9 protein-coding genes are annotated in these 18,990 nt (G+C 46.4%); 4 read left to right on the plus strand and 5 right to left on the minus strand.

Annotation, left to right across the window (positions count from 1 at the left end; genetic code table 11):
• Positions 1–135: transposase (locus PJF56_RS06085; RefSeq protein ID WP_283761756.1), on the plus strand; the 135-nt coding region annotated here is incomplete at its 5' end.
• A 131-nt stretch (positions 136–266) separates the two neighbouring features.
• Here PJF56_RS06085 and PJF56_RS06090 read toward each other — a convergent pair.
• On the minus strand, positions 267–1,325 hold the full coding sequence (locus PJF56_RS06090; RefSeq protein WP_283761757.1) for a GNAT family N-acetyltransferase: 1,059 nt from the start codon (positions 1,323–1,325) through the stop codon (positions 267–269).
• Between the two features lie 21 nt (positions 1,326–1,346).
• The gene (locus PJF56_RS06095) at positions 1,347–1,766 is read right to left on the minus strand and encodes a retroviral-like aspartic protease family protein (protein ID WP_283761758.1); all 420 of its coding nucleotides are present in this window, start codon (positions 1,764–1,766) and stop codon (positions 1,347–1,349) included.
• 260 nt (positions 1,767–2,026) lie between these two features.
• On the opposite strand from PJF56_RS06095, the gene PJF56_RS06100 reads away from it, so the two are divergent.
• On the plus strand, positions 2,027–2,608 hold the full coding sequence (locus tag PJF56_RS06100) for a Uma2 family endonuclease (protein ID WP_347179459.1): 582 nt from the start codon (positions 2,027–2,029) through the stop codon (positions 2,606–2,608).
• Positions 2,609–2,669: 61 nt separating this feature from the next.
• On the opposite strand, the gene PJF56_RS06105 is transcribed toward PJF56_RS06100, so the two are convergent.
• Both PJF56_RS06105 and PJF56_RS06110 read right to left on the minus strand, forming a co-directional pair.
• On the minus strand, positions 2,670–3,425 hold the full coding sequence (locus PJF56_RS06105) for a PEP-CTERM sorting domain-containing protein (protein WP_283761760.1): 756 nt from the start codon (positions 3,423–3,425) through the stop codon (positions 2,670–2,672).
• A gap of 91 nt (positions 3,426–3,516) precedes the next feature.
• Entirely contained in the window at positions 3,517–14,952 is an 11,436-nt protein-coding gene (locus PJF56_RS06110) for a DUF4114 domain-containing protein (protein ID WP_283761761.1), read from the minus strand.
• 362 nt (positions 14,953–15,314) lie between these two features.
• Between PJF56_RS06110 and PJF56_RS06115 the strand changes: the two genes are divergently transcribed.
• Positions 15,315–16,190 carry an MBL fold metallo-hydrolase gene (locus tag PJF56_RS06115; RefSeq protein ID WP_283761762.1) on the plus strand — a complete coding sequence of 292 codons (876 nt, stop codon included), beginning with the start codon at positions 15,315–15,317 and terminating at the stop codon, positions 16,188–16,190.
• A gap of 75 nt (positions 16,191–16,265) precedes the next feature.
• Positions 16,266–17,198 (plus strand): NAD-dependent epimerase/dehydratase family protein, encoded by a 933-nt coding sequence (locus PJF56_RS06120; protein WP_283761763.1) that lies wholly within the window; start codon positions 16,266–16,268, stop codon positions 17,196–17,198.
• A gap of 374 nt (positions 17,199–17,572) precedes the next feature.
• Here the strand turns inward: PJF56_RS06120 and rpe are convergent, their stop codons facing one another.
• Positions 17,573–18,259 carry a ribulose-phosphate 3-epimerase gene (rpe, locus tag PJF56_RS06125; protein WP_283761764.1) on the minus strand — a complete coding sequence of 229 codons (687 nt, stop codon included), beginning with the start codon at positions 18,257–18,259 and terminating at the stop codon, positions 17,573–17,575.
• Positions 18,260–18,990: the final 731 nt, after the last annotated feature.

The following is an 18,990-nucleotide window of genomic DNA, read 5'->3' on the forward strand; positions in this document are numbered from 1 at the left end:
CTGTTGCGACAGGAATTTCCAGAGCTATGCAAACTGCCTAGTTTATGGACTCACAGCTATTTTTATGACACCACGGGGAAAGTCAGCACTGCCAAGATTCTGGAATACATCAACGATCCTCATCACGGCGGTTGAAACCGCCGTTCGCTTTTCCGCCCCGCGTTGAAACGACGGGGCTACCAAGCTCTCGTCATTTTTCCGTGTTCATGTCCGCAGGAAAGTCCTTACTCATTGTCATACATCATATTCTATAGCGTTTATGGGTTTTAAGAGTGATTTAGGGGGAGCATTGAGGGTAACTGACTGGCAACCGTTGCTGGTTTGTATACAGGTTTCCCGTTGGGATCGAAAATAATATGGCCTTGGGGGTCTTGTTCCGGTTCGCAAAAGAGATAACGACCTTCCCCATCTTGTTTCAAAGTGACTTGTCCCTGACTGATGTGATAAACGGGAGGTCGATATTGAGGAATACCCTGGTATTCGACGACTTGTCCTTGGCGATCCCGCAAAACGGGACAGGTGAGTAATTCTCCGGAGCGATCGAAGACCCAAGCTTGGGTTTGCGGATCTTGTACGGGAGTGGGATAAACGGGGAGTCCTTGGCTGGTTTTTAACACTTCTCCGGCTTCATTGCGTAAGGGTTTGAGAAATACTGGTTTTCCTTCGGCATTCATCACCAGTTCCTGAGTATGGGGATCTCGGAGCGGAAGCGCATCGAATTCGGGGATAGCGATAGGATGTTGTTGGGGATGGGGAGGATGGAGACTGGGTAATTCTTCGTCAGGAGAGAGATTAAAGTGACAGGTGTACTGTACGGCAGTGCGGGTAAAGCCACAGCGTTCTAGGAGAGCTTGCAGTCCTTGGCGATCGGCTCCCACTTGCACGTCGAGGTCGGTTATTTTCCACTCTTTCGCTTGTTGAATTCCTGCTTCAATCAGTTGTTTAATCGCCTTCGGTTTGCGATGTCTGGGATGGATATAGAAGGCTAAGGCTGTACCGACGCGACGGGGTTCGTACATGCGTGCTTCATGATGGCGATGTACGAGATCTGCGGGTAAATCAGGTGGCGGTGCTTCGTCTTGTGCGTAGACAAAAAGATAGCCGACTATGGCGCTGTAGTTCGGTAGTTTTGGTTCGGTATGTTCTAGGAGCCAAAAGTAGTGTAGGGGTTTATTGATGCGGTCAGAAATATAGCCCTCAAAGTCGAAGTCAGGTTTGAGCGTCCGCGTGGGATCGATCGCTGCTCTTTCTTGGCTAAAGGCTGCCATCAGAGGGGCGATTTTGGCGGTGTCTTCTTGGGTGGCAAGGTGACAAGTATAAATCATGGTATTATACGGATAGATGAGTTACAAAATCGTTAAATAGGTTTCCGTGGGACTAATGGGTAAGGGTTTGAGGGTGCGATCGTTGAGGTCTATTTCTAAACCTAATAATTCCAAGGGAATCACGCCTAAGAGGGGGTCTCGACCTCCAGGTAGGGCTAAACATTCAAAGGTTCCTTGGCGATCGCCAATGAAGAGGGTAGCATCGCGGTAAATCGAGGCTTTACCAATTCCCATGGCTGTGGCAACATCGACTTCTCGCAGGAGTTTGAGTCCGAGTTTGGCGATCGCCTCTTCGGGCAAGCATAAGGTGGTCGCCCCGGTATCGACGAGTACGTTTTCGAGGGTAATTGACCGGATTTGGTCTTCAGTAATTACTCCAGCTTCTGCTAAAATTTCGTCGGCGCGATTGGTGACGGTGAGGTTGGTAAATACTTTTCCCATTGTATTGTGATGAATCGAGTGGATTGGGGTTTACTCTTTCTATTTTACACTCTGTTTTTGTAAGGATTAAAAATATTACAATAATTTCAGATTCTAGAGGCGATCGCTGCTCTCTTTATCTTCTAAATCTTTTACCGTCATGGAAGACATGATTGCATTTCCTAGATGAGTGACAAGAGTTGTGTTAATTATAGCGTAATTTCGGGGGCGATCGCCATTTTTTTGTTATCATATATAGACGATTGTTTGAGGTCAGTGGCATGGCGATCGCTCCATCATTAATAGAAGCAAAACCCAACAGGGTTTTGGTGGGTAATATCACTTGGGATAAGTTAAAAATACTTGATGCTGGGTTTGTTGGAACGGGAGCGCGTTTAACTTATTTAGATGGATATTTACAGATTATGTCTCCTTTATCGGATGCTCATGAAGAACCGAAAAAAACCTTGAGTCAGCTTTTAGAAGCTTATCTGCGTGTAAGGAACATTCGTTTTTACGCGCGGGGGAGTACGACGATTGGTTCTCAAGAATTGGGGGGGCGAAAGGAGCCGGATGAGTCCTATTGTTTGCATGAGAAAAAGTTAATTCCAGATTTGGCGATTGAGATAGTGGTAACCAGTGGTGGTATTGATTCTTTAGAAGTTTATCGTCGGGTAGGAGTACCAGAAGTATGGTTTTGGGAAGATGGCGCAATTGCGGTTTATTCTTTGCAGTCTACGGAGTATCGGTTAGTAAAAAATAGTCAACTGTTGCCAGAATTAGATTTGCGATCGCTGGAATTTTATTCGCGCATGGCAGATCAGTATGATGCCGTGAATGAATTTGTGCGATCGCTGAGATAATGGTTGATTGTGGTAAAAGCGATCGCCCGCGATCAAGAAACCGGGTTTCTAGACTCCCTTGTTAAACGTCTTTACGCTTACGAGAACCTATGGACTTTAATCCCAAAAGACCGAGAAATCCTAGAGCGCCAACAGTTCCCGGTTCAGGGACGGGTTGGGGAGTGGAGTCGGGTTTTTCCAGGACTTCCGCTTGGTAGCTGACGCTCCATCTGTAGGTTTCAGGATTGAATACTTCTGGGATATCGATATCAAACCTCAATCTTTGAGTGGCTCCAGGATTAAATATATTGCTGTCTGGTTGGACATCAATGGTGAAGGTATCATTCAGGGTGGTGTACTGGAGTGCTTGAACAGAGGAAGGATTGAAAAAGGGATAGTTTTCGTCTTCAAAATCCCAGATGATGGGATTAAAAGGCGAATAGGTGAAATCGGTCATGGAGTAAACCCAGTTTTGTGTTTCTGGATTAACATTCCACTGGTACTGTTGGGCTAATCTTGACTTGTGGTAAACCCATCGTTGGTTATCATTTTGTATGGTAGTAATCAAACCGCCAACTAGAGCCATGGTACAAGGTCTCGATCCTCTAAAGCTCATACATCCGTTAGACCAACGAGCCTGTTCTACATTAACAATCTCTAGGTCGGAAACCGGCAAACCTGATGATTGAGAAATGTCTGTGAATAGAGCATTAATGAAATCTTCTGGGGGGTCTGACACTAATGGCTTTCTAGACAATAACCAAGCTTGGGCTGGGGAGGCAATACCGAGGATGGTAGTGCCAAAAAGAAGGATGGATAGGGTTGTGATGATGTTCATGGGATGATCAAGGTGAAAGGTTGATGGGGAAAGAGGGGCGATCGCCAGGCAATAACTAGGGGGCGATCGCATGTCATAACTAGCTTCTCTGTTAATCTTTCGGAGGAGCATTAGGCGGAGGAGCATTAGGCCCCTCAGACTTGTACACATAGGTTTGCCCTGGGACTCCGCTCTTATGAGGAGTATGTATTACGGCAACACTGAGTTTGCCTTGCTTGTGAGCATTAAGAACTTTTTGGGCAACATCTTTATCTGTTTTAGATGCAGTAGGGCTTTTTCGAGTAGCATTTGCCTGTTCTAAAGCTTTGTCTATTGTGCCTTGGCCGTTGAGTTTGATCTTTCCACCTTTTGCCTCAATGATAAGTATTTCACCATTCAGCCCTTCATAAGCAGAGTCGTAGCCTTGTGGTCTATAAACACCATTTAGTGACTTTTTATCGGCTTTACCCAAAATGCGCTTGTATCCAGGTAAGTTCTTTTTAGCCCATACTAAAGCCCCAAATTCTCCGATAGCTTCACCTATCTTTGTTCGCCTGGTTTTATTCCACACTTTGCTATAGTCGTGAACTTTGTCTATGACTTTTTGAGACTTGCGGAATTTTCGTGCAAGCTTATAACTTGCTTTTACTGCATCGCCAGCGCCTGGAATTAGACCAATCACATTAGCAGCCAAATCTACCCAATTCCAAGGGTTTTTCATCTCTGCCGGATTTTCAATGAACCTTAAGCCCACTGAAGCTAAATCTTTAATATCTATGATTATCCCAGCCGGAGTAAAACCCACAAGGACTTCAAATAAAGTGGTTAAGATAACCTTTCCAAAAGATGGATCTTGTTGAAATTCAGCATCCAAAACACCCCAAACAAAATCATTTCTGACTTGTATGGTATCTTCAATGCCAAGCACAAGAGTCATTTCTCCTGTTTTAGGATCAATTACTTGTTGCCAAGAAGACTCCGCATTAAATTGAGAATCAAAGTATAAATTGCCCCACTTTGATTGAGTTTTGGTTGGCAAATGATGAAAAACTTCTTTTTGTTGCTCTGGAGGTAAATGCGAATTTTGGAGAAGTTTTACTTGGTCTTCTGTTTTTTCAACTTTATCAACAACTTTCGCTTTTACTCTAGGATCGAGATCTTCATCCTGGAGACGCTCAGACAATGCATCTAATTCAGCTTGTTTTTGCTGTTTAGCAGTTAAGCTTTCATCATGGGCATTTTCAATTGTTTCGTCAAAAATGGCTTGAGCTTCTTCATCAAGTTCTTCTTCATCGGGTTCAGGGCATTCACAGTTGTTTCCTGGGATGAGTTTTTCAAGTGCTTTACTAAGGTCATCTCCCAAGCCATCGAGCATATCACCCAAACCATCGAGCAAGCCATCCAAGCCACCCGTGATAAATTTGCTGACACCGATGCCAACTGAACTGATATTTTCTAGAGCATTGGCAACTTTTTCGCCAATGGATTCATTCTCGCTATTGAAATCATTTGTCCAGGTTTTAGTCAGAGAAACAATTCCTTTGACAACATTGCTAATGCCATTGACTAAATCGCCGTTTTCAATTGCTTTAATGCCACCATAGATCAAGGTTGGAGCTTTGGAGAGCGAGTCTAAGACTTTATATCCAAATTGTTGGAATGAATCTAAGCTATCTAGTCCTTTTTCCACAAAACCACCAATTCCAGCCGTGGCAGCACTGGCTAACCCACCAACGGCTTGCAGGAAGCCCATGATACTATCGCCGGATAAGGCACTGCGGACTCCACTGTATGCCCCGGATGCTAAAGATTGGAATACTTTAATCGAGGACATGACTTTGGAGGCAACGGCTTGACTCATACCCCAAACATTTTTGGTTGTATTGGCAACCGCTTTTAAGCCTTGACTTAACCCACCGGAAACGAAACTGGTAGCAGCCGTGATGCCATTGAAAATTGCCCCCATCCAGTCGCCATTAATGGCGGCTTGAGTGGCACTAATGGCACCAGAAACTAAGGATAATGCTAAACCAATTTTGGCGATCGCCAATCCCCCAATCAGCGCTGTCGGTGGGAACAGCATCATCACCCCAGCAACCAGAGACAGTACGCTCGTCACCGTTCCCAACAAATCGTTCCAAAACGCCTTCTTCCGTGCCTTGCGTTGGGCAATACGCTGGTCAATAATTTGCTGGAGGGAATTTCTGGCGTTAGCTGCCATTTCTTCCGACATGGCTACCGCTTGCTCCGCGTAGGCAACTTTGGTGAGAGCTTCGGTATACAGGGGATTGATGATTTCTCGCTCCCCTTCCAGTTTTTGAGAGCGTTCGACTTGCTCTAAGAGTAACCGACTGGCAGCTTGCACGTCCGTTTGTGCGGTTTGCAACAAGAGCTGATCTTGCACATCTTGTTGCTCTAGTTTGGCAATTTCCGCTTTATAGAAATCTGCTTGAGCCACCAGCAGGTTCATTGCCTGAAAGAGTTTGGGCGCAATAGTTTGAGCCTCTTTACCCTCTAGCGCCAGGTCGATCTCTGCTCGCACCTCGGTTAACAGGGTGTCGATATGGGGCGGCAGAGTAGCCGTTTGCCCTTGCAGCGCCGCAAGAGTCGCTTGCAGTTGCGTCAGTTGTTGCAACTGTTTCGGGTTATGGGGACGCTTGAGTTCCGGTTCGCCCAGATCGAGACGGGCTTGGTTAAGCGCCTGGTGCAAGTCCAAATCCGCTTGCTTTTGTTTCAGTTGTTCGATCTGATACTGAGATTCCAGGCGCTGGCGCTCTAGTTCCAGGCGATCGCGCTCCAAGCGATCCTCCACAGCCGTATCGATCTGCTGCTGACGCTGCTCGGCAAACTGTCGCTCTAACTGGGCTTGAGCCAGATTAAGCTGCTCTAAGCGCACCAATTGGATAAACGTATCTTCCGTTTGTTGGCGCAAGCGATCCAGCTCTTCTACTCGCGCTTCGGCGATCGCCAATTCCTGTTGGTGTAAGGCAATATTCTGATTCGACTGGAGAATCGCCTCATTCAACCGGGCTAACTCCGCAGCAGCCGCATTTTGCTGGTTTTCCAGAGTCGCTAACTGGCTTTGAGCCGCATCTTTGATCGCCTTAAAGTGGTTTGCCTGACTCCGAGCTTGGGCTTCCAAACCCTGATAGTGGAGCATTTCCTGCTGATACTGCCGTGCCAAAACCACATCATTATCGGTTCCCGCCGATCCGTATTTACTGCCGCGATCGCTCGCCAAATCCGAATAGTCACGGAAGTAAATTTCCGCAGCCGTTGCCAAATTATGATACTGAGCCACATCCAGCAAATGCTTGGCTTCCCGGCTACCCGCAGCCGTTGCCTCTTGCAGTCGGGTAATAATCTGGAACTCCAGATCGTTGACGTGCTGCTGTTGCTGGGCAGCCTGCAAGGTATAGTTAGCATTGGCTTCCGTCGCTTGCAAGAGTTGGGATAACTGCGCCTGGGCTTCCCGCGCCGCTTGCAGGTGCGTATCATTGTATGCCAGCAAATCCTGCTGTAACTCTTGCAACGGAGCCGTTAACACCTTGCTGTTGGCTTCCGCTTGCTCGGCTAACTCCTGAGCTTCTGCGAGAGCTTCCCGTGCATCGAGTAGCTGTTGTTGCAAGGTATCTGTATCCGCATCCGGACTCTTGAGGTAGGCATTGAGCAGGTTGCGCTCGGCAGAAATGACCTCATGCTGGGCAGTGACGAGGGTGCGTTTCTGCGTCAGCGCCGTCTGTTGAGCCGTGAGGACAGCCGCTTTATTTGAGACTTGATTTAGGGACTGTTGCAGATCGGCAAGTTTAGCAGATAACTCGGTGAGTTCAGTTCCCGTAGCTGCCAGTATGCGGTTCTCCAGTGTCTCCTGTTGGTTTTCCAACTGTTGTTTCAGCGCTAATACCTGGGTTAACTCCGTACCTAGAGCAAGGCTTTCGCGATCGATCCAGGCTTCAATTTCGGCGAGGCGATCGCTCGCTTGCAGTGCCTGTTGTTCCCATTCTCCCTGAGTTTCCAGGATCTCAGCCACCGCTTTTCGGTACTCTTGCGCCGCCGGATCGTATTCATCCCACGCTTGCTCTACCGTCAACCGAGCCACATCCGTACTGCGCTCCGCATTAAGTAACTGTTGTTGCAAGATTGGGAGTAAAGAGTTCAGCAAATCCGCCTGTGCTTGCATATCGGCTATATTTTCCCGTCCCGCTTGCAACTCAGCAATAAAATTCTCCGTTCCCGTCACCGCAAACTCCGCATCTTTAGCCGCTGTATGAGCCTCTGTCCAAGCTTGAGCTAAGGGTTCTAAGCGCTGGATTTCTTGATGCCATCTCTGCGCTTCGGTTAAGTCACTTAAAGCTTTTTGCCGCAAAGCTTTGCCAGTATTTTCATGATTTTCCCAGGCGATCCAGTGGTAGTCAATGTGGGTAATGGTTTCCCAACCACATTTCTTTTTACCTAACCAATTTCGACGACAAACCCAGCGATCTTCATACCAATAGGGGCCATTTTTCCGACTTAAATTCCATTGAATTTTCGCTTGCTCTTCATTCCAATTGGCTTGTTGCAGAGCCACATGCCCAGAATTGGAATAACTGGAGTAATTTGCCTTCGCTTGTGCCAACAGATTTTGATAATTCTGGGAACCGACAGTCGTCGCATTGAGCAAATCCTGCAACTTTTGCTTCGAGTCAATGCCATACTCAGCCACAATAGGCGCAATCTTGTTCCAAAATTGTTCATCTTGCGCTAACTGTGCCTGCAAACGCTCAACATCTTGCGCCATTTGCGTGGTACTGCGCTCCAATTCTCCTTCCCGTTGTACGCCAACAGATAAAATCGATAGCGCTTCCTGCAACTCGGTTTCGCTGCGATAGTATTCGCCATGGGGATCGGCAAACTCAGTAGTGATTTTATTCACCAAGTTGTCTGCTTTTTGGGATAGCCTACGCTGCTCTTTCACTAAATCTTTGGTTAACTGAGCCGCTTCCTTAAAATGGCTTGTCCAATGGGTTAGCGCTTGCTGCAAGTCTTGCTCTACCGTATCTGCGAGCTGTTGGTAAGCATCCACAGTATCATCTTGAATCGCTTTATCTGCCGCATCTTCAGAAGCCAAAAGTGCCTGCAAAGCCTCGACTCTCGTCTCGTAAGTGTCCAACTTTTTAGCAATATCCAGTTGTTGCTTCAAGTCAATGGGAATTAGTGCTTGCTTGGCGTTTTCAAGTTGCTCTTCTAAGGTATCGGCTGCCTCATCTAAACCTAAATTCAGTCCCTCAGCAACTAACGCTTGTTCCTGCTGGCGTAATTGGGCAATATAGGCTTCAACTTTAGGTTGAATTTTGGTGGCAAAATAGTCCTGATTTTCCGGGGTTAACAAGACTCCCACTTGCAGCAAGCGCTCGTAAGCCGAAACCTGGGCGGATGCCATTTGCACAAATTCAGATAAAGCGGAATTTGTAGTATTGCTGGCTTCCGTTAATGCAGTTTGTTGCTCGGTTTCTGTTGCCACTAATGGATCGACAACCGCCGCTAAGGGCGCAATTTCAGCATCTAAATCTGCCAGTTCAACTTGTAAGGCTTGAATTTGGCTATTAATGGGTGCAGATTGTGCCAAAAGTTGGTCTCTCTGCGCCGTTTCTTGTGCCTGAAGTTGCTGCAATTCAGTAATCCGTTGCCGCGCTTCATTCATCTGGGCAAATACCCGGTTGCGCTCTCCGGCTAAGAATGAGGCATGTTGCAATGATTGCTGATGGGAGGCTGCTTCCGCGCCATTATACTGATATTGTTGAGTGCGATCGCTCCAATACCAGAGTTTATCCTGATATCCTCCCGCTAAATCGCTATAAAATCCTTCACCATCAGCCAAGGCTTGATCCCGCACCGTTAAGCTTTCTAGCAATAACTCTTGAGTGCGGATTTGGAGAGTCGTAAACTCTAAGTCTTCTTGTGCCTTGAGTTGCTCGGCTTCAAGTTGCTGCTTCTGTGAAAGCACTTCATCGAATTCAGCTTGTTTCAGTTGCCGATCGTCCCGCAATTGAGCTAATTGTTCTCGCTCATCTAGATTAGAGTTTTGCGTAGTCTCTAAAGCGCTTACAGCTACATTTTGTGCTGCTACTGCCACTTGCCAGTTATCCCAAGCTTGACTATAGTTGTTCTGCAAATCTTGGGGACGATTGATGAGAGTATTAACTCCACCAGAACCGGAAATAGAGGCTTCAAGACTGGTTTGATAAACGGATGCCAAAATTTGCTCTTGTTCCAGTTCCTCTAGATAACGATTCACTTCCTCTAACTGAGCTTGCAGATTTTCCGAATTATTCTGAACTAACTCTTGCTGAATATCCGTCTTTAACTGCTCTAAGCGCAATTCTTCATCCTGCAAATCTTGCAGGCGATTTTCCACAATCAACTTTTGCGTTTCCGTGGGCAAAAAGGCGCGGTTGATCGCGAGATAGTCTTCCCACTGGCTTTGAACGGTTTGCCAACGATCCTGCAAGGTTTCTAATTCGTCTTGCAAGTCGTTGACGCGCTGTTCGGTTTGACTTGCAAGGATTTCAGCTTCTGCTTGTTTGGCTTCAAATTTGGCTAACTCTGCCTCTGCTTGCTGTAATTTCAGCTCAACAAAGGCGATATCTTTCTCAGAGTCTGCCTGAGTTAATTCCCATAAATCTTCCTCCGCTTTCAATTGCATTTCACGGGCTTCGACTTCCCTCGCCATGGCATCTGCTGCCACATTGGGTAAACCACCCCAATAGGATGAAGATTGATAATTAGTTGAGGCTTGACTAACCAATTTTTCAAACAAATCTCGCTGGCGAATATGATCGGCTCGCGATGCACCACTGATTAATCCTGTTAACCCGGTGGTATTCTTAAATTGCTGCAACTCGTCGTGATGCCAGTCGGCACTCATTTGGCTCTTTTGCCGCACTTGTTCGCTGAGGCTGGCAATGGTTTGATAGCCTGCTTTTACCTGTGCTTCCGTACTATTTGGATCGGCTAATAAGGCAACTTGAGCATCTAAGGCGGCTGCCAATTGCTCGACAATAGAGCGACTTTTTTGGGCTAAATGGGCAGGATAGAGATATTTATCCTTGAGAATAGTTTCAGCATTAGTAAAACTTTGATATTGCTGAATGGCTTGAGCTAAATCTCCAGATTTTTGCCGATAAAAAATGGCTGCACCTTGCAATTGTTTGGCAGAAATGGGGGCTTGACTATTGCCAACTTCAGCCTTGTAGTCGCCTTGTGCTTCCTGCAATGCTTGAGTGGCTTGTTGAATACGATCGCCAAATTCCTCCTCTTTTACCCCATACTCGTCTTCCAGAGCTGTTTTCTGCTGCTTTAACGTCTCAATTTCCTGAGTTAACCGCTCAATGTTGCCTGTAAACTCATCCACTTGCCCTTGCTCGATCGCCTGATGTTGCAGCGCTAACTCCAGTGCTGTCGCCACCTGTTGCGCCTGAGCGCCTTGAGTCGCGGCTTCTGTGGTAATCTGCTGGTACTCAGTCAGCGCCGTTTGGGTTCTCTGTTTCACCTGCCTTTCGAGCTTCGAGAGCTTGGTATTACCCACCTCTTGGGCTTCTAGGGCTTGTTTTTGCTGCAAGAGTTGGGCGATCGCCGCTTGAGTTTCCGGAGAAGCCAAACGCAGTGCCGCTTGTACCCTATCTTCTCCGGCAAACTTCGTAATCTCCAACTTACCCTTACTCCGCAACGTCGTTGCTTGCAACGTCGCTGCCATCCGCACCGCTTCCTCCACATTCAGCAACCCTGCACCGGTTTGTGCATCCCAACCTGGAGCCTGCAAATCTACCGCCGTTTCCACCAAAACTTGCTTGATTTGTTGATAGTTCAACTCCGGATTAATTGCCCAAGCCAAAGATGCTGCACCCGATGCATAAGCGGCTGATTTCGAGGTTCCTACAAAGGCATTATGATCCCCTTCAAACTCTCCTCCGGCAGCCACCAAGGTTAAGCCTTCTCCACTAGCAGAATAGCTGCTTGGATTCCCCCAAACATCGATCGCACCCACCGTAATAATATTGTCAAACTGTTGCGCCGCACGCCCCAAAGCTGACATTTCACCCCCCGTATTTCCGGCAGAGGCAACCAATAAAACATTATTTTCTAAGGCATATTGAATCGCAATTTGCTCGTCTGGAGTCAGTTCATAGCGAGTGGTTACCCGTCCCTCATCATCAATTTGAGTTAAATCAAAGCTCAGGTTAACAATGCCACGATTTTCTCCAGACTCTTGCACTTGATCCACAAATTTAATTAACCGAGCCACCCAATTATTGGCATTCATGCGCTTAACTTCAGCCAAAGGATTAACCGAAGTTAAAGCGTCAACTGTTTCATCCCCATGAAATCCGCGATCGATCACTGCCACCGGTGTAGGAGGCGCATTTCTTAACCGAGTGGCTAAGGTTTCCGGTTGAGGAATTTCAATCGTATTATCCGCACCTCGACTCCGCTCGGTAACCACATCATAATCTGGTAATTGTGTCTCAGTAACTTCAGCCGTCAGCAAGTCAGAATAACCCTCGCTGTTGTCAATCAAATCCTGAGTTAATCCTTGCTCTTCCCGCAAGCGCTCTCGCTCAATTTCCAGAGCTTCTCCTACGGTTTCCTCCGTTAACAGATCCTCAGTCTCTTCCGTAGCACTATCCCACCAGTTGATAAATTTATCCGCAACTTCAACCTCCACCGTTTTCATCAAATGCTCTCGCAATTGTTCTGAAGTCACCTGTGGAGGATTAACCGGCTCTTCAGTTTCCGGATCGACTTCTATTTGAGCTTCAATTTCTGCGGTTAACTGCGCCACACTGTCCAAAATTTTCTGGGATGTTTCTACATCTTCTTCCAGGAACTCGGCTAAAGCTTCTGCTTGGCTTTCTTCCGGTTGTTCTTCTGGGACATCTTCCGAGTCTACCGGTAATTCATTCGCTGGAGTATCAGCCAGTTCAGCTTCAGTTTCTTCCGGTGTTTCATCAGTGGCAGTTTCATCAAATTCTATTGGCTGAATCTCCCCTTCTGGAGTCAGAATTACCCTGGTCGCTTCTTCCGGATTTGCTAACTCTTCTGCCAGGCGATCGCCATTCATTTGATACAGGTCTAAATTGGGATTACCAGAATCGCTTAAAGCATCTGCTAATGTCTCAATAGCAGGCGTTTCCGGATTGTCCAGATTTAAATCTAAGGCTAAATCTTCTCCAAACATAAACTGTTGCATGGTTCCAGTATTCGCCGGAGTGATGCCAATTTGTGGGAGAAAATGAGGTTCAGCAAAAATATCGCTTAATCCTGGATGACTATCGACAATACCAGAAAGCTTAACAACCGCTCGCTCTCCTGCCGGACTACTTAATCCCACGGTAATATCCTGGGGATTTAAGTTCATGGCGCTTTGGAGTTGACCTAAAGTGCTATTGAGTGAATTAATCTCTGCTTGAGTTAAGGTACTGGTGACCACTTTCACGGAATGAATCGCTGAGTTACCTAACTCATCGGTGGCGCGAATGGCAACATTATGAATACCGGTTTTTGCTCCTTGGTTAACCTGGAGAGTTTGGTCATTTACAGTGACTGAAACGGTATCGTTACTGCCCTCAACCACGGTGTAGGTTAAGTCGGTGCTATCCGCATCTTGAAACACTTGCGCCAGATTAACCGTTTGCGCGGGATGTCCTGACGTTAAAACAATATCGGCAACGGGAGCAATGACTTCAGGAGAGTGGGGTTGTTCAAAGGCATAATTAACAATCTTTTGTCCCAGTTCTGAATCGCGCCAATCATCTTCCGGATCGATCAATTCATCCATTTGAATGACTTCGGCTGTTGCACCCCGAATCTGGAAGATAATATCATTGTAATCTTCGTCCGATTTGCCTTTATCTAGCCGGATATCTTCCATCACAAATGTCTTGCCTTCTCCGGTGACATCGGCAATTTGTCCCACATGAAATCCGTCATCGGGATTCGCGGTTGCCATAGAGAATAGGGGACGCGCCGAGCCTTCAATATCGGGACGTTCAAAGACATGCTTAACCGAGGAGTTGGGAACTAGCATAACGCCAACGCGATCGCCAGCATTCATCTGTACGGTTTTTACCCCTAAATATTGCCCATCATTGTGACTCTTTCCTTCGGCTAAACGGCCTTCAAATTTTGCCCCTTCAATCTTATCGACAATGACAATATGACCTTCATTAGAATTCGATAAACTGCGACGAGCCGCCTCCTCAATAAATTCCTTCGAGTCGATGTCAAACTCTTCCATTCCCTCCAAACTAAATAGGGAAACCTCTCCCTCATATTTACCCCCATCAAAGAGAAAGTCGATTTCCACTTCTCCCGACTCGCCAACGGTAAAGACTCCGGAATGAAACTCATGGTTGAGATGGTCGAGAATTTCTTCACCGGTTTCGGTTTCGCGCCAATCTAATTCCGGGTCAATTACCTCATCTAATTCGGGTAAATCTCCTGTTGCTCCCGTAAGCTGGAAAATAAGATCGTTCCTGTCTCCATCTTTCCAGTCTTCAATGGCAAATGCTCGTCCATGTCCGGTAATATCTGCAATCCGTTCCTGATGCTCTGGATCGGTGGAAAAGTATAGAGGGCTACCTTCTTCAGCCGCGTCAGAAATCCCCCCATCCGGAGAAACCACCAACCCATATTCTCCTCCTGCTTCCATCTCAAAAGTTTTCACCCCTTGATACTCGCCCTGATTCCAATCGCGGGATTCATACATCTGACCGCTAAATTTAGCGCCTTCCGTGCTATCGGAAATCAGAATATGACCGCGTTCAGAATCACTGGTTACCCGCTCAGTTGCTTCCTGGATAAACGCCTCGGAACCCGGTTCTAGCTCCTCCATATCGGCTAAACTAAACAGTCCAACCTCTCCCTCATATTTGCCGCCATCAAACAGGAAATTGACGCTGACTTTTCCCGTCTCACCTACGGTAAACACTCCTGAATGCTCGGAAGAGGATTCAACACTGGAAGTTTCTACAAGCTCTAGATCTGCCTGCTCTTCAAGGGTTTCTGCCTTTTCCTCCCCTTCTTCTTGGCGATCGTTGGACTCCGGATCTAAATCCTCTGGTGGTTCAGTAACGGAGTTGGCTTCTTGTGTGCCATCCTCTGGAAGATTTTCCGACTCACGGGCTAAAACCTCTGGTGATTCAGTCTCCTCAATCTTATCGAGTAATGTTGCTTGTGGGGTTGCGGTTTCGGTTTCAGTGGGTTCACTGAACTCCTCTTCTATCTCCTCAGACTCTGAATCATAAATAAATTCCAGCTCTTCTAACTCTTCTGAATCGCCTAAATCTTCTCCTTCAGAAACTGGGAGTTCAGATGGCTCTACCTCCTCTATCGGGGTTTCCAACTCCTCCAAGTCCTCTAAACCCTCTAGGGGAGTCAGATCGGGGGTTTCGTCCAAACCATCAACTAAGCCACTCGGCGTTAAAATCGGTTCCAGAATAAAGGTTTGAGAGTCCTGGGGATAACGATCCTTGGGGCTTTTTTTTCTCAATCGGTCGAACAGCGACATGGGTTTTCTCCTGATGCAGAACAAACAGAGAATCCGCAGAGTTACTGAGGCTTCTATAAGTTAGTCAGTTTTTTTGGGGCGATTTTATGCAAAATCGCGGATTTTGTAATAAAACTTTACATTTTTCAGGAGAATAATTTTACTATTTTTGACTTTTTTGTAAAAATAAATATACAAATAGTCATTAAAAATTCGTATTTTTATGGATTGATATCCGCGAAAATTGGCAATCTAGATACTTGTGTGGTGACATCTCGGAAAACAAAGTGATTTTATCGCATAGCTTTGGGCTGTCAAGAAAAAGGGATTGCTAGGCTAGGAATAGATGCAATGAGCAAAACAGACTCAGGAAATCAAAGATTATGGCAACTCAAACTGAACGCAGATCCGAAAATGTAGCTGGAGATTTCTTTGTCGATCGCACTTGTATTGACTGCGATACCTGTCGGTGGATGGCTCCGCAAGTCTTCTATCGCGATAATGGACAATCGGCTGTGTACCATCAACCGGAGAATTGGGGCGATCGCCAAAATGCCTTACAAGCTCTGCTCGCTTGTCCCACGGCTTCTATTGGTACGGTAGAGAAACCCCAAGATATTAAAGCCGCTCAAGAGACCTTTCCCTTACCGATCGCCGATAATGTCTACCATTGTGGCTATCATTCTCAAGCCTCATTCGGTGCAACCAGTTATTTCATCCAGCATCCAGACGGCAATATTTTGGTAGACTCTCCCCGGTTCACTCCCCCTCTAGTGAAACGAATTGAAGCCATGGGAGGGATACGCTGGCTATATTTAACCCACAAGGATGATGTGGCGGATCACCAGAAATTCCACGATCGCTTTGGCTGCGATCGCCTATTGCATGAAGATGAACTCACTGATGATACTCAAGGAATTGAACACCCCTTAACCGGTACAGAGGCGATCGAACTCGCTCCCGACCTCCTGATTATCCCCGTTCCCGGTCACACCAAAGGACACACCGTGCTACTCTACCGCCATCACTTTCTGTTTAGCGGCGATCATGTTGCTTGGTCAGATTCTTTACAACAACTCATTGCCTTTCGTCGCCACTGTTGGTATTCTTGGGAAGAATTACGCAAATCCATGGAAAAACTCACGGCTTACCGCTTTGAGTGGGTTTTACCCGGCCATGGTCGCCGTTATCACGCTCGTGTCGATGTGATGCAGGCTGAACTTCAAAAATGCGTGCAATGGATGGCCGATAATTTCTAGGGAATGGGTGTGAACAGGGATGATAAACTAGGACTTACAATCTAGAAAAACAGTCTGTAAAAACAAGGAAACGCTATGCGAGTTTTGGTGATGGGTGGCACGCGGTTTATTGGCGTGTATTTAACAAAAATCTTGGTTGCCCAAGGTCATGAAGTGGTCTTATTTAATCGAGGCAATAAACCGGCTCCCGTTGCAGGAGTGACTCAAATTCATGGCGATCGCACCGATGCCAGCCAAATCCAAGATAAGCTTGCCGGTGAAGAATTTGATGCCATTTTCGACAATAATGGTCGGGAATTGAGCGATACTCAACCCCTGGCGGATTTATTCGCTGGTAAAGTCAAACACTTTGTGTATATGAGTTCGGCGGGAGTTTACTTAAAATCCGAGCAAATGCCCCACATTGAAGGCGATTCGGTAGACCCGAAAAGCCGTCATAAAGGAAAATTTGCTACAGAACAGTATCTCAGTGAAAAGCAACTGCCCTTTACTGCCATTCGCCCCACGTATATTTACGGCCCGTTGAATTATAATCCTTTAGAAGCTTGGTTCTTTGACCGCATTGTGCGCGATCGCCCCCTTCCCATTCCTGGTACAGGGAACGCCATTACCCAATTGGGTCATTGTTATGACTTAGCCCAAGCGATGATGGTGGTTTTGGGCAACTCCCAGGCGATCGGTCAAATTTACAATGTTTCTGGCGATCGCTACGTTACCTTTGATGGGTTAGCCCAAGCTTGTGCGATCGCTGCCGGAAAATCCCCCGAAGATATCCAAATTGTCCATTACGATCCCAAAAACTTCGACTTCGGCAAACGCAAAGCCTTCCCCATGCGCTCTCAGCATTTCTTCGCCGATATTCACAAAGCCAAAACCGAACTCAACTGGCAACCCAAATATGACCTCGTGTCAGGATTAAAAGATTCCTTTGAAACCGATTATCTGGCTCAAGGCAAAGATAAGGTAGAGGTGGATTTTTCCCTCGATGACCAAATCTTGAAGGGTTAAATTATACCTGCAAAGGACATTTATAGCGCTTTCTGCTTCGCAGACATGAAACGCGCGGTAATGGGTAATGGGTAATTGGTAGTCAGGTTACACATGGGATCGCGCCTTGCTATAGCTTTGATATCGAACAAGCGGGCAAGATGCCATTTTCCAGTATTTGTAAACACTATAGAGCGCAGCGCTATATATAAAAGCAAGGAATGCGAGCATCTCGCTCGCTTGTTCCTTAATAGCGAGCGAGACGTTTGTCCTGCGGACACGCTACGCACTCCCGAAAACCTATTGCACTATTTTAGATGAAACAATCCAGTAGGTTCCATTTGGCCAATAGGGGAGAAACATTGTTCACCCCTACTTTTCGCCTCTACATGGGTTTAAGCTGTCACTAGCTCAGGACGCTTACTATTGCGGATACCAGAAATCGCCTCAGCATAGTCCGGAGCCTTAAATACCGCAGAACCGGCAACAATGGCATTCGCTCCCGCTTCCAAGACTTGCCAAGTATTATTACCCTTCAAGCCACCATCAACTTCAATCCAAGGATCGAGTCCGCGATCGTTGCACATTTGACGCAACTTACGAATTTTGGGAACCACTTCAGGAATAAAACTTTGTCCCCCAAACCCAGGGTTAACGCTCATGATCAGAATCAAGTCGCACAATTCCAGAACATACTCAATCAACTCTAACGGTGTAGAAGGATTCAGCACCACTCCCGCTTGCTTACCCAACTCTCTGATTTGTCCTAGAGTCCGGTGTAAGTGGGGAGACGCATTATGTTCGGCATGAACCGAAATAATATCCGCACCAGCTTTAGCAAAGCCCTCCACATACTTTTCTGGCTCCACAATCATCAAGTGAACATCCAGAGGTTTTTTGGTTACCGGGCGAATGGCATCCACGATTAACGGGCCGATGGTAATATTGGGGACAAACCGGCCATCCATGACATCCACATGAATCCAGTCCGCACCGGCTTCATCCACAGCTTTAATCTCTTCACCGAGACGGCTAAAATCGGCGGATAAGATAGATGGGGCAATAACAATGGGTTTGGGCATGACGATGGGTATTCTCCAAGGAGTTGTGAATCCTTATCATTTTAACAAAGTCTTTAGCATTACCCTAGCCCTGGGTCAACAAATCGTGTCCAACTTGACAGATCAGGGGGAGGGGCGATAGCGCAGAGTCGTAAAGTTTTCTACCCTGAGCAAAAGCTCCGTGCGCTCTTTCTCTAGAATGGCGAGTTTTTCGCTCAGGCTCTCCAGGCGATCGGTGGTATGTTCGTAAATTCAGTAAAAATATTATGGTTTGGATCGGCTAATACAGGTAACATTTAGCCAACATGACATGGAAACAATTTTATCGAGGTTAATGGGATTCGCTTTGAAACTCTTGTATCCAAGCAAGACCCAATAAATAAAAAAATGAAATCACATGAACCTTTTAGCAATACTCTCGATCGAGCCAATGGAATCCACCTAGAAATATGGGAACCAGATTTGATCGTATTACCTATTCCAGAAAGAACACTACCGGCAAGTATTTCTTTCCGATTCTGCCTGAAGTTGACTAATAAGACAGTAAAACCTTGGAAAATTGATGCCGATAAAATAATCATTCCAGAGCTGATAACATCTGATGGTAAGATCCAGAAGTGTTGAATGTTAAGAATAGATGGAGAAAAAAGCTCTCAAATCTGGTAAGATAGAGAGCAGAAAAAAATAATAACTAATAACTATGTTAGTGAAAGTTCCCCCGTCTGTCAAAAAAATCTTAGCGGCTCTGCCCA

It is taken from the genome of Roseofilum halophilum BLCC-M91 (genome assembly GCF_030068445.1).
GTDB classification, from domain to species: Bacteria; Cyanobacteriota; Cyanobacteriia; order Cyanobacteriales; family Desertifilaceae; genus Roseofilum; species Roseofilum halophilum.

Coding starts and splice junctions, on each gene's coding strand:
- PJF56_RS06090 (WP_283761757.1), bottom strand. CDS start 1,325: ATGATTTATACTTGTCACCTTGCCACCCAAGAAGACACCGCCAAAATC.
- PJF56_RS06095 (WP_283761758.1), bottom strand. CDS start 1,766: ATGGGAAAAGTATTTACCAACCTCACCGTCACCAATCGCGCCGACGAA.
- PJF56_RS06100 (WP_347179459.1), top strand. CDS start 2,027: ATGGCGATCGCTCCATCATTAATAGAAGCAAAACCCAACAGGGTTTTG.
- PJF56_RS06105 (WP_283761760.1), bottom strand. CDS start 3,425: ATGAACATCATCACAACCCTATCCATCCTTCTTTTTGGCACTACCATC.
- PJF56_RS06110 (WP_283761761.1), bottom strand. CDS start 14,952: ATGTCGCTGTTCGACCGATTGAGAAAAAAAAGCCCCAAGGATCGTTAT.
- PJF56_RS06115 (WP_283761762.1), top strand. CDS start 15,315: ATGGCAACTCAAACTGAACGCAGATCCGAAAATGTAGCTGGAGATTTC.
- PJF56_RS06120 (WP_283761763.1), top strand. CDS start 16,266: ATGCGAGTTTTGGTGATGGGTGGCACGCGGTTTATTGGCGTGTATTTA.
- rpe (WP_283761764.1), bottom strand. CDS start 18,259: ATGCCCAAACCCATTGTTATTGCCCCATCTATCTTATCCGCCGATTTT.